12 protein-coding genes and 1 tRNA gene are annotated in these 11240 nt (G+C 62.0%); 6 read left to right on the forward strand and 7 right to left on the reverse strand.

Annotated elements, in window-relative coordinates; translation table 11 throughout:
• Positions 1–14: 14 nt before the first annotated feature.
• The 3 genes from ACSC1W_RS10835 to ACSC1W_RS10845 form a co-directional block, all read right to left on the reverse strand.
• Entirely contained in the window at positions 15–533 is a 519-nt protein-coding gene (locus ACSC1W_RS10835; RefSeq protein ID WP_435347425.1) for a DUF7523 family protein, read from the reverse strand.
• Between the two features lie 66 nt (positions 534–599).
• Complete coding sequence (locus ACSC1W_RS10840; protein ID WP_435347427.1) at positions 600–833, reverse strand: DUF7385 family protein; 234 nt, start codon at positions 831–833, stop codon at positions 600–602.
• 115 nt (positions 834–948) lie between these two features.
• Positions 949–1212 (reverse strand): DUF8028 family protein, encoded by a 264-nt coding sequence (locus ACSC1W_RS10845; protein WP_435347429.1) that lies wholly within the window; start codon positions 1210–1212, stop codon positions 949–951.
• Positions 1213–2105: 893 nt separating this feature from the next.
• Here ACSC1W_RS10845 and ACSC1W_RS10850 point away from each other — a divergent pair.
• The 4 genes from ACSC1W_RS10850 (at position 2106) to ACSC1W_RS10865 (ending at position 5187) form a co-directional block, all read left to right on the forward strand.
• Entirely contained in the window at positions 2106–2276 is a 171-nt protein-coding gene (locus ACSC1W_RS10850; protein ID WP_435347431.1) for a hypothetical protein, read from the forward strand.
• Between the two features lie 26 nt (positions 2277–2302).
• Entirely contained in the window at positions 2303–2830 is a 528-nt protein-coding gene (locus ACSC1W_RS10855) for a hypothetical protein (protein WP_435347433.1), read from the forward strand.
• A 422-nt stretch (positions 2831–3252) separates the two neighbouring features.
• Entirely contained in the window at positions 3253–3507 is a 255-nt protein-coding gene (locus tag ACSC1W_RS10860; protein ID WP_435347435.1) for a HalOD1 output domain-containing protein, read from the forward strand.
• Between the two features lie 948 nt (positions 3508–4455).
• Complete coding sequence (locus ACSC1W_RS10865; protein ID WP_435347436.1) at positions 4456–5187, forward strand: hypothetical protein; 732 nt, start codon at positions 4456–4458, stop codon at positions 5185–5187.
• A 1039-nt stretch (positions 5188–6226) separates the two neighbouring features.
• On the opposite strand, the gene ACSC1W_RS10870 is transcribed toward ACSC1W_RS10865, so the two are convergent.
• The 4 genes from ACSC1W_RS10870 to ACSC1W_RS10885 all read right to left on the reverse strand — a co-directional run bounded on the left by ACSC1W_RS10870 (position 6227) and on the right by ACSC1W_RS10885 (position 7717).
• Positions 6227–6405 (reverse strand) — tRNA-Trp (locus ACSC1W_RS10870).
• Between the two features lie 50 nt (positions 6406–6455).
• Complete coding sequence (locus ACSC1W_RS10875; RefSeq protein ID WP_435347438.1) at positions 6456–6683, reverse strand: DUF5795 family protein; 228 nt, start codon at positions 6681–6683, stop codon at positions 6456–6458.
• 48 nt (positions 6684–6731) lie between these two features.
• Positions 6732–7505 carry a DUF5794 domain-containing protein gene (locus ACSC1W_RS10880; protein WP_435347439.1) on the reverse strand — a complete coding sequence of 258 codons (774 nt, stop codon included), beginning with the start codon at positions 7503–7505 and terminating at the stop codon, positions 6732–6734.
• On the reverse strand, positions 7502–7717 hold the full coding sequence (locus ACSC1W_RS10885; protein ID WP_435347440.1) for a hypothetical protein: 216 nt from the start codon (positions 7715–7717) through the stop codon (positions 7502–7504). The genes ACSC1W_RS10880 and ACSC1W_RS10885 overlap by 4 nt, the downstream gene beginning before the upstream one ends.
• 231 nt (positions 7718–7948) lie before the next feature.
• On the opposite strand from ACSC1W_RS10885, the gene guaB reads away from it, so the two are divergent.
• Together guaB and ACSC1W_RS10895 are read left to right on the forward strand one after the other, a co-directional pair.
• On the forward strand, positions 7949–9442 hold the full coding sequence (guaB, locus tag ACSC1W_RS10890; protein ID WP_435347441.1) for an IMP dehydrogenase: 1494 nt from the start codon (positions 7949–7951) through the stop codon (positions 9440–9442).
• A 361-nt stretch (positions 9443–9803) separates the two neighbouring features.
• A complete protein-coding gene (locus ACSC1W_RS10895) occupies positions 9804–11240 on the forward strand; it encodes a ribonuclease H-like domain-containing protein (protein WP_435347443.1) in 1437 nt (478 codons plus the stop codon).

Here is an 11240-nt window from a genome sequence, read left to right on the forward strand (position 1 = left end):
TGTCGACGACCGGGCTACGCGTCCAGTCCGTCGGGTCGGTCCGGAACCGACTCGGACGCCCGTTCGACGGCCCTGACCGCGTTCGCGCCGGCGCGACGCTCCACGACGGCGACCAGCGCGTCGCCGTCGAACGCCAGCGCCTCGACGTCGACGCCGGCCTGCGCGAGTCGGTCGAGGACCGCCGACGCGAACGCGCCGTCGACCGTCCCCGCCGCGACGATGGCCGTCCGCCGTCCGCCGTCGGCCGGCGCGTACGTCGACTCGCCGACGCGGAGCAGCGCGTCGTCGACGCCATCGTCGGGGTCACAGCGGTCGAGACCGCTCTGCATCGTCACCCGGACGGACCGTGCCTCTGGCGCGTAGTCTGGAACCGCCTCTTCGTACCGGCGAAGCGCCGTCGCAACCGCCTCCTCCTCGCCGTCGACGCCGAGGAACCGCGCCGCCGCTGCGTAGTTCACCACGCCGGCGCGGAGCGCGTCGACTAGGAAGGGATGCTCGGCCGCCGCCTCCCGTGTGCGTGCCGCGAGCGTCATACTCCGACTGCCGTCCCGGCGTGCGATAAACGCCCCGGTACGCGGGTCCCCCGACCCACTGCACCGTCAGGGTTTGTGGGTAAAGAGGAGTACGTCGTCGTCGTGAGTCGTCACGCAGAGGTCGAGCAGTTTGCTCAGTTCGAGGCTGTTGTACTCCTCCGTACAGACGACGAGGTCGTCGAAGGGCCGGTCGCAGGCCGGACACGCCATCGCCACCGTGTTCTGGTAGTTCCTGACCCCACCGACGGACTCGCGGGGCGTGACGGACTGCATGAGTTCTTCGTAGGTCGCTTCGTCCATGCATCCCGTTCGGACCCGTCGTGTGATAACTGTTGGCAGTAACGGCACGTTCTGCGTTCGACCGCGTCGATGGGCCCGCGTCGACCGTTCCGCGGGCCGTCTCCATCCGGGCGGTCTATCGCCTGGCCCCCGGGTCGTGGCCGTGGCCGACGACCAGCGCCAGGACGTTCACCGTGATCATGACCGAGAACGCGACGAACTCGGCTCCCGTGCTGATCCCCTGGACGAGCAGCGAGGCCCAGAGGAACGGGATGGCGATGGCCATCCAGAAGCAGACTCCGCGAAACACGCCGAAGAATTCGTCAGCCCACTCGCTGACGAGCTGGACGGTGACCCGCCACCGCGATTCGTCGTCGAGATGGGTTTCCTTGAACGACACTACATCACGGTAACAACGTCTTACCCGAATAGTGGTTTTGACGGGATTGCGGCCGCCTACCGTCCGATGTTGATTGACTATCGGCCAGTCGAGGACGACTGGCGACCAGATGCCGACGACTGGTTACCAGTCGGGGTGGGTCACGCCGCGGTGACAGTCGTCCCGGCGACGCGCCGTCCCCGACGTTTCGTACACACTGGACGTCGTACAGACACTTTTACGTTGGGTGGCCCGAGGGAGCGTCTCCCGACAGGAATCTGGCCGGGGGACGAGGTCCGGTTTCTCGCCTCCGTCGTGCGAACCCCTTCTCCGGACGTGCAGCACGTCGGACGTGTACCAGACGGTAGCGAACCGGTCCAGTGTCGAGTTCGGCTACCCGTCGAGAACGGTAGGGACGGAGGGATTCGAACTGACGAGACGTCCGGACGTGGACGTGGTCAGTCGCAGGTTCGAACTGTCTCGGGACGATGCCAGGCTGCTGGGCCGCCCTACCGCATCTACTGTCTTGGCCAGGGCAGCCATTGTTATCCGGAGTTTTCTGCCGCCGGGCGCGATTGCGACGCCCATTACAGTTTCTCTGCAACGATGACAGATGCGATAGTTACCGACGGCGACGATGCAGATTCACAGGGGAGGCACATCGAGAGTCCTCGAACGGATTCCGTTGCTCTCAGGAAGCCCTTACTACCTCGTGACCTGGGCAGAGCACTCCCATCGTCTCGGTGGCCTGGACAGCCCCATCTCCGAGGCCCCCGAAATCGCCCTACCGGTCGTACAGCCCCCAGCAGTACAGTTCGAGGGAGTCCTCGGTCTCGAGCTGATCCGGCCCGTGCCCACGAGACCGACCGTCGTCTGTCCAGTAGGTATTTGTCGGCCCCCTCGGAAGCCGTCGTATGCCTGACCTGTCCTCCATCTCCCGACGCCAGGTGCTCGCGGCCGTCGGCGTCGGTGCGACCGGAACCGGTGGCTACGTCGCGGGCGTTCGCTCCGCCGACAGCGCGCCCGACTGGCTCGCCAGCCGCGAGTGTTCGCCGTCACCCGCACCGAATCGTCCCTCTATTTAATAGTCCGTCGGGGTATCCCCTGTCGTATGTATGGAGATAATAAATCGAGGCTCGTCGAGAACCTCGGTAACGCGCCCAGTTCGGAGTGGGTCGACTCCTATCTGAACCTGGTAGATTCTCTGCTCTCCGGGACGAACCTCACGAGACACGACCCCCGACTGGTCATGTCGTTACCGAAGGAGGGAACGCTCCCCGTGACGGTGAACAACCGGTACGTGTTGACCCCCTTCCGAGAGGAGCGGTCCCGGACGGAGTTCATTCTCCCGGCGAATCGCGGGGCCGTCGACGAATATCTGAACGAAGCTGACCGGACGGGTCGGTTCGATGCGATATACGACGAGGAGGAATCGAACCGACCGTGGTTCGTGGGCTTCGATGGACTCCCCGACCGGATCGTCGACGACGAGTTCGAACGGCTCTGGTTGAGTGCGGTGAGAACGGAGATGCAGCGTGCAGAACGTTCACCGTATCGGCGATACGACGAACCGATACTCTACAGGGCGGCCAGAGACCCGGGTTTCCGGGGGCTGGTTATCCGGGACGCGTTCGATTGACGACCCCCCTGAGGGGCGCAACTTCCCGCCCGTCGGTGGGATATCGTGGTTCGCGACGGAACCTGCTCTCTCGGTGCGAACCAGCCCCTCTCGTGGTCGAACGGGCACGTCGATGGCCCGCGATTCGTGGTCGTCGTCCGTATCGGCCGGGTCGGGTACGAACTACCGTGTCAGTGGAAGGCGAACACGGCCGCCGTCTAGCGGGCCCAGGTGTACTGTCAGACACTGTAGTGAAGACCTCGTTAATTTCTACATCTATGGATATAATGCATATTTCACGAACCCTGTTTTTTGCGTCAGACGGGCGTTAGACGCCTTTTGCTCCGGATTCGGGCACATCTTCGGCGACCGCGGACTGTCTAGCGATTTGAACAGAATGAACGGTGGGCAGTGCTTTACGTGTCATTCGCAGACGGTGTAGTATGGGAACTGTCACCCATACGATGGACGCAGGGAGTGAAGGGGAGTCCGTGGATCCAGCCTCGCGTGTCGTCGAGAGAGTCGCCGACGCGAAAGACGTCGATTCGGTCGCGCTCGATCCCATCTTCGAAGCGATCGATTCGGACGCACTCAACGACCTCCTCGGCAGTTCGAAGCGTGGGACGAAAGTCACCTTCGAGTACGAAGGATACAGGGTGAGTATCCGGGACGACCGGCGGATCGAACTCGCCGAATAGCTACCCGTCGCCGCTCTCTCGAATCTATACTCGTTGTCATCTGGGATTTGGTTCAACGCGAGTCAAGCGCAGATTCGAGAGCGGTGTCGGTTGCTCTCATATGCTGGTTTGATTGCACCACCCACCGAAGAGTCAAGACTCTATGAAATAACAGCGGAAGGACAAGACTATCTTGTGGGCGAGTTAGACGCAGAACACCAACCTGTCTCTAAGGCAAGGTCACACTGAGGCTTCAGTAGTACTACCCCTGAACCAGCAACCTAGTTAGAACAGGGCAAATGAGCCGGTAACTGTGGAACTTCTTCACCACAGAAGGGGCATGTTTGGTACTCGTACTGGTTCTTACCACGTTCAGAATGGTCTACTGAGTATCCTTCCGTGTCTAGAACGTGCTTCACTATCTCTGCCCAACCGTTTGGAGTCCCGTTTAGTAACTTCCGACGAAGGGACATCGGCTTCATGTAATCAGCATTCGACCGATTTTCTTCAATCCAAGTCCGCACTACCTCTTGAGGCTCATGCTCATCGAGATATAGAACAGCGTTGGTGTTTCCACCCATCGATTGGGTACCCCCTCGATTAGATCCTACACTGACATCGATTGACCGGACTATCCTTCTGACTCCCTCGCTAGTAGGGTCACCAGGAACATCATCGCGGCAGGAAGGTCCATTCTCCTTGAGATAAACTACAGTTACCGAGTCTTCGGAATTCTTCACCATCCATTCAATATAGAAGGATAACCCATTAAATTTCTATCTTTGAAATGACTGGAGGATCTGTCTATTCAAATCCTGGAACCAATGCCGACCAAAAATGTCCCTTCTTTCACAGTCTGTCCACAGTATTAATCTAGTATACTGGACTCTCTCTGAGCAGTTGCCTATGAACCGATTGGCAAGGGAGTAATTTAATAAATAGAAATGTCATCTATTGAACTATCCCTGTATGGACTTTTTAGCTCGGTTCATCCATTGGGCGACCTATGACCGAATCGCCTACGAACCAATACGAGAGGATTTCATTTCTTGGTATTACAGCGCCTATCAGGATCTCCCAGAAGAAGAAAAATTGCAACTGGATAATAATGAAATCGTAACGATGGCTATCGAGGCTCGCGATGAAGCAATCCAATATGAGCCAAATACTCCTCTTAATTCTGCGATTCAGGTCACGAATGAAGCAAAATCAGTGATTGGCCTATGGACGGCAATAGTTGGTCTAACTGGAGCAACAGCGGGCACAGCACTATTCGGACTTAGTCTCAGTAACTTAGTTTCTGGATTGGTGTCTTTGATAATGGGTTTATTTGGAGGAGCACTACTCGGAGTATTCGCTCCTCTATTACCGCTTTACGTAATTCTGAAACACACGATTGAGACAAACGGTGAACTAATTCGGCTATACAATCAAGACTTGGTTGTATCAGTTGGAAGGATACAGCGAGACAAGCGTAAGGCGGATGTTGTGATCGCGTACTATTTCCACAATTCAGGATTGTGCTCTACGTCTACTCTTCCAGCAGTTATTATACTTGGAATTATTCGAGTAGCCTCTCCATGGTTGTATGGAATAATTAGCAATGAGCTAAAGTCCAATATTACAGAGTACCGAACAGAGAACTTCCGAAGGGCGGTTAGAAAGCAGTATGCAAGGATTCGAAAACAGGAGTTAGTCTAGCACGCAAGTACCGCATCCTCACATCTGTCGCCGCGGCCCTGTTGAAACCCTCAGCCAGTGAACTGTTTCTTGGCCTGTGCTGAATAGAGCGCGCGAGTCGGTCACTGGTTAGACACACGAGTTCACCGACTCGAACCGATCAGTAACGGAGTATATTTCTTAGAGCTGGTTGCTTGAACAGAGATAATCGAGATCGATGTGGTTGGTATTCAACTTGAAATCCAGATGTCGATCCTCGCAAGGGTCATCGAAGAAGGCCGGTTTGAACTCACGGGAGGATGTGTAGGAAAAAGTCGAACCCGAAACGGATGTTTCCATGTGATTGATGGAACGGTCCAATATGGGCAGTTCGTAGCTTTGATGTGCTTGAAACGAACCGGAGTTTTCGTATATCAACTCGTCCTCCGACGAGAACATCCGCAACTCAAACTCAACCGCTTCATCAGTAAAATTCCTTGCAGTCAATCTGACCGACTTTCGGTTATTTAGACACCCGGCAAAGGGTACACTCGTAAGAAAAACAGCGGAGAGGAGGGCCCGGCGCTTCATATGGAGAGAATTATTGCACTTGTTCAAGTATTTTGTGGAGCTTAAATAGATACACAAGCTGAGTAGCTGAGTCGGCAGGGACCATCTGGAAGAAACAGAGCCACCGCGCTGACTACATCATCCTATATATCTTGCACGCCAGCTCTGTCAGTCGTTGAGGGTTTCAACAGAGCCATAAGACTGTAATTTCGTGTTTGGAACCGACGACTGATTTCAGAGCGACTTCGATCCGGCCTACGACTGATTCGCGCCACCTATTCAGCATGGCCGGCGAAACTGGCAATATCTTTATCATTTCAACAGATTTGGTAGTCATAGTTCAAAACATTGACTGGGGAATTTTCGGTGGTTCCACCGTGCATCATTCCATAGAGCCGCGAGACAACGCAAGACACCATCCCCTGAGCGACTGAAATAGTTCACTGCATTGAGCGCGGGAACTTAAGGAAGAGGCTCTCTGCTGTCGATTTTGAAGCAGTAAGGTAAGTTATGGGGACGAAGGGATTTGAACCCCTGATCGACTGATATCTCCGGTGTGCGCCTCGGAACTCCAGAGGGTCGTCGTCGCGAACCGATGATCAGTCGGTCGCTCGGTATATCAGTCTGGAGTTTCGTCCCGGGCGCGTGGCCTCTGGAGTCAGTCGCCATGCCTGGCTTGGCCACGTCCCCTCGGTCCCTCGTTTGGCGGTTTCCACTAAAGGGGTTTCGATTCTGGCGAATCAGTCGCGGTCGGTCTCGCCCCAGTCGCAGTCCTGGCACTTGTAGCCGGTGACGAGTTCGGTGACGCTCGGCATGTAGACGACTTCGAGAACGTCGCCGCCGCACTCGGGGCACTCGCGGTCGGCGTCTTCGATGGACTCGGCTTCCATGACGGTCGCCCCCTCGACGATTTCGGCGAGTTTCTTCGGCGTGACCATGCGGCCCTGGACGACGCGGTTCTCTGGCATGGGTGCAAAGGGTTCGCGTGCGTCCGTAAGCCCTCCGGTCGGGGCCGGTCAGTCTGCGCACTCGACGGCGTCGAGGGCCGTGGCGTCGTGGTCGCAGTCGTGACCCGGTTCCAGTGCGAACAGTGCGGCGACGGCGACGACGGCGAGGGGTGCAGACCCGACGTCCAGTCCGAGGATTGAGAGCGCGAGCAGGCCGAGAGCGACGGCGCTGCCGAACCGGAAGCGGTCGACGTCCATGCGCCGGCGAAGGTGCGGTCCGGCGGCGGCGACGGCGAGGGCGAACGTGGCGCCGACCGCTGCCGCGGCCGTCGCCGCGAGGACGAGTCCCGGGTCCGGCACGAACGCGAGCCGCGGGTCCGAGAGGTCGAGGCTGACGAGGAGACCGAGGCCGACGACGACGGCGGGTCGGGGGAGGTAGTCGCCGACGCGGGCCGAGGCGGTCCTGGCAGCCACGGCGAGGACGACCAGCGCGGCGGCGTGCTCGAACGCGGCGATGTCGAGGACGCTCTCGATGGTCGGCGCGAGCGCGGCTTCGAGGGCGGCGAGTGCAACCAGTCCGATGCCGACGACGGCGACGGTCGGGAGCACCTCGGCCCGGTTACCGTTCATCTCGGCGAGGACCACGGCGACGGTGGCGCTCCCGCCGAAGACGAGGAGGCCGACCTGCACGATGGCGAGTGGACCGTCGAGCGCCCCGGCGAGTACGAGGGCCGGGAAGATGCCGTCGACGAGGGGGAGTCCCATCACGGTGGCGAGGAGTCTGGCGTCGCCGCCGACGAGCGGTTCGAGACGGCCCGTCACGGGGTGGGTGGTCGAACTCATTCGCGGGACTCCCTGGGGACGCCACCGAGGGGTCCGTCGCTGCGACGGGGTGCGTCGGCCGACCGGACAGGTGAGCCCGCGACTGCCAGGGCCGGTACGTTCCTCGCGAGAAGGGCGGGTGTCGCAGTCACGAAGGGCACGAAGAACGAGCGCTCGGTTCGGTCGCGTCGCTCGATGCCGGTACGTGCTCCGTCCGTCGTGACGGCGGTCATACTCGCACCAGAACGAGAACCCAGATAAAGATTCCGTGAGATTGGGACACAATCGCCGAACGATAGTTGGAGAAACATCGGAAATAGTTAAGATATTCCGGACAGACTCCTCGTTCGACGGTGGGTGGTAACTCCAGGCCACGACGGTTTCGGTCGGGGGACGTGTGCAACGTATCGACACGCCGGAGGCCGTCTCGCAACGCTTTTGTGGCATTCGCGCGGACCGCTTATATGGCGAACGACGATTCAGGCGGCGGACGATTCTCGGACAAACTACAGGTACCCGAGGCGTTGACGTTCGACGACGTGTTGCTTCGACCGAAGGAGAGCCACGTCGAACCCGACGAGGCGGACCTCGCCTCGCGCGTCTCGAAGCACGTCGAACTCCCGGTGCCGGTGCTCTCGGCTGCGATGGACACCGTCACAGAGGACGAGATGGCCATCGCGATGGCGCGCCACGGCGGTCTCGGCGTCATCCACCGGAACCTCGACGTCGACGAGGTGGCGGCCCACGTCGAACGCGTCAAGCGCGCAGACGAACTCATCATCCGCGACGTGGTGACGGCCACGCCGGACCAGACGGTCCTGGAGGTGGACGAGATGATGGACGCCGAGGGCGTCAACGGTGCTCCCGTCGTCGACGAGGACGGGACCGTCCTGGGCATCATCTCCGGGACGGACATCCGCCCGTACCTCGAGGTCGGCGAGCAGGACAGCGTCCGCGAGGCGATGACCGAGGAGGTCATCACGGCCCGGAAGGACGTGACCGCACGCGAGGCGCTCGAACTCATGTACGAGCACAAGATAGAGCGCGTCCCCATCGTCGACGAGGGCGACCAGCTCATCGGCCTGGTGACGATGCAGGGCATCCTCCAGCGACGGGAGTACGACAACGCGGCCCGGGACGAGGATGGCCGCCTCATCGCCGGCGCGGCCGTCGGTCCGTTCGAACTCGACCGCGCAATCAGGGCAGACGAGGCAGGCGCGGACGTGCTGTTCATCGACTGTGCGCACGCCCACAACCGGAACGTGGTCGACAGCGCCCGCGAGATAGCGGAGGCGGTCGACGCCGACGTCGTCGTCGGGAACATCGGCACCAGTGAGGCGGCCGAGGCGCTCGTCGACTTCGCCGACGGGCTGAAGGTCGGCATCGGTCCAGGGTCCATCTGTACCACGCGCGTCGTCTCCGGCGCGGGCATGCCCCAGATCACGGCCGTCTCGCAGGTGGCAGACGTGGCCGCCGAGCACGACGTCCCGGTCATCGCCGACGGCGGCATCCGGTACTCCGGCGACGCGATCAAGGCCATCGCGGCCGGCGCGGACGCGGTGATGCTGGGCTCCTACTTCGCCGGGACCGACGAGGCACCGGGCCGCGTCGTCACGATGCAGGGCAAGAAGTACAAGCAGTACCGCGGCATGGGCAGCGTCGGTGCGATGCAGTCGGGTGACGCCCAGCGCTACCTCAAGGAGGAGGACGAGGACGAGGAGTACGTCCCCGAGGGCGTCGAGGCCGCGACGCCGTACAAGGGCAGTCTCCGGTCCGAACTCCACCAGCTCGTCGGCGGGATGCAGTCCGGCATGGGCTACGTCGGCGCGGCGACCATCTCCGAGTTCAAGGAGCGCTCCGAGTTCGTCCGCGTGTCCGCTGCGGGTCAGACCGAGAGCCACGCACACGACGTGCTCATCACCGACGAAGCGCCGAACTACAAACCGGACGGGAGCTGAGGATTCGCCGGTTCCACCCGGGCGTACCAGGCGACCGCGCAGGAGTCGTCGTCGACGTCGACCCCCGTCTGACCGACACCGCCACCGTAACCGACAGTAACTGCCACTGGTGGCTACCAGCAGAAAGCTGATAACGGATGCGACGCGACAGTTGAACGCAATGCTCCCCGCATTGCACGCGCGAGTACCACCGACCCCACCGCCACCTACCACCTCGCGCGTCAGTCGTTGCCCCCACGGCGCGGCGTCGTGACCTGCCCACCCGACGCCGCGTCACCACTATCTCTTCCGCGAACGATACGGCTCCAGTCACTACCCGAGGAGACTTTACGCCGGGCATCCGAGGTCTCACCAGACTCGAATGGCTCCGACCCGACCGACGGTCGTCGTGCTCTCGGGCGACCTGCTCGACGACCTCACGTCGACGCAACTGCTCGACTGCACGTCCTACGCCGACGCCGACGCGGTCTGTGCGTCCGACGGGATGGCTGCCCTCTCCCTGCGGGCCAGGGGCGACCGCCTCGGCGACGTCGAAGCCCTGCTGTCCGTGGAGGCCAGCGGGACCGGCGACCCCGACGTCCACCGCCTCGGCGACGTCGACGTCGTCGTCGCGACGACGGACGGCGAACTCGCGGCCGTCGCCGACCTGGAGCGCGAGGGGCGCCTCGACCCGTCGACAGAGACGTACGTGTTCACCGACCGACTCGCCGTCGACGTCGACCCCGTGGAACTCTCGGCGACGCTGACCGGCCGAGAGGCGTACCTCGACGCGCTCTCGCCGACGGACCTCGACGGGTCCTACACCCACGTCACCACCGAGGCCCCGGCCGGCTACCGACGGCGATGGGACGACCACGTCGTCGTCGGCTGTGGCGTCGACGACGACCCCTCGGCGGCGTCGATTCCGTTGCTGACGCTCGCCCCCGACGGGACGGTCTGTGCGTCGGACGTCCGACCGGGGAGCCTCGGCCTCCGGGCGATACGCGGGGTCGGCGTCGAGACGGCCCGTCGGCTCGGGGAGACGGGGTACCGCGACCCGGCGGCCGTCGCCGACGCGACGGTACTCGACCTCTCGCGACTCGACGGCGTGAGCCGGAACCGGGCAGAGACGCTGCGCGAGAACGCCAGCGCCCTCGTCTCCGGCGAGGTGGTCCGCCGGGGCGACGAGGGCTTCCCGGACCGCGACCCCGTCTTCGTCGACGTGGAGACGGACGGTCTGTCGCCGACGGCCGTCTGGCTGGTCGGCGTCCTCGACCGCACCGGCGAGGAGACCTACTGCTCCTTCCTCGCGACCGACCCCGACGAACCGGGGCGGGCCGTCGAGGCGTTCGTCCGGTGGTACGCGACGAACGCCGCGGGCCGCCCCATCGCCGCCTACAACGGTCACGGGTTCGACTTCCCGGTCCTCCGGGAGCACGTCGGCCGCCACTGTCCGGAGTACCTCGACACCTGGGAGGCCGCCCCCCGGTTCGACCCCCTCTCGTGGGCCAGAGACGGCAACGCCGTCCTCCCGGGACGGACGAACCAGCTGGACGACGTGGCGGTGGCCCTCGGCCACGAGAGCGCCGACACCGGGCTGACGGGTGCCGTCGTCGCCAGGCGCTACCGGCGCTGGGCACGCGACCGCACGCCGGAGGCCGAACTCGACTGGGAACGCCACGAACGCTACTGCGAGGACGACGTTCGCGCCCTCGCCTGCGTCTACGACGCGCTCGACGAGGCACGACGGACCGCCAGGGGCACCGACGGGACGAACGCGGCCGCCGACACCACGCAGGGACGACTCTCTGACTTCTGA

Source organism: Haloarchaeobius marinus (assembly GCF_051207415.1).
In the GTDB taxonomy this organism is placed as follows: Archaea; Halobacteriota; Halobacteria; order Halobacteriales; family Natrialbaceae; genus Haloarchaeobius.

What these genes read in the sequence shown, in the direction of transcription:
- ACSC1W_RS10835 (WP_435347425.1), bottom strand. Translation starts at nt 533, where the DNA reads ATGACGCTCGCGGCACGCACACGGGAGGCGGCGGCCGAGCATCCCTTC.
- ACSC1W_RS10840 (WP_435347427.1), bottom strand. Translation starts at nt 833, where the DNA reads ATGGACGAAGCGACCTACGAAGAACTCATGCAGTCCGTCACGCCCCGC.
- ACSC1W_RS10850 (WP_435347431.1), top strand. Translation starts at nt 2,106, where the DNA reads ATGCCTGACCTGTCCTCCATCTCCCGACGCCAGGTGCTCGCGGCCGTC.
- ACSC1W_RS10855 (WP_435347433.1), top strand. Translation starts at nt 2,303, where the DNA reads ATGTATGGAGATAATAAATCGAGGCTCGTCGAGAACCTCGGTAACGCG.
- ACSC1W_RS10860 (WP_435347435.1), top strand. Translation starts at nt 3,253, where the DNA reads ATGGGAACTGTCACCCATACGATGGACGCAGGGAGTGAAGGGGAGTCC.
- ACSC1W_RS10865 (WP_435347436.1), top strand. Translation starts at nt 4,456, where the DNA reads ATGGACTTTTTAGCTCGGTTCATCCATTGGGCGACCTATGACCGAATC.
- ACSC1W_RS10875 (WP_435347438.1), bottom strand. Translation starts at nt 6,683, where the DNA reads ATGCCAGAGAACCGCGTCGTCCAGGGCCGCATGGTCACGCCGAAGAAA.
- ACSC1W_RS10880 (WP_435347439.1), bottom strand. Translation starts at nt 7,505, where the DNA reads ATGAGTTCGACCACCCACCCCGTGACGGGCCGTCTCGAACCGCTCGTC.
- ACSC1W_RS10885 (WP_435347440.1), bottom strand. Translation starts at nt 7,717, where the DNA reads ATGACCGCCGTCACGACGGACGGAGCACGTACCGGCATCGAGCGACGC.
- guaB (WP_435347441.1), top strand. Translation starts at nt 7,949, where the DNA reads ATGGCGAACGACGATTCAGGCGGCGGACGATTCTCGGACAAACTACAG.
- ACSC1W_RS10895 (WP_435347443.1), top strand. Translation starts at nt 9,804, where the DNA reads ATGGCTCCGACCCGACCGACGGTCGTCGTGCTCTCGGGCGACCTGCTC.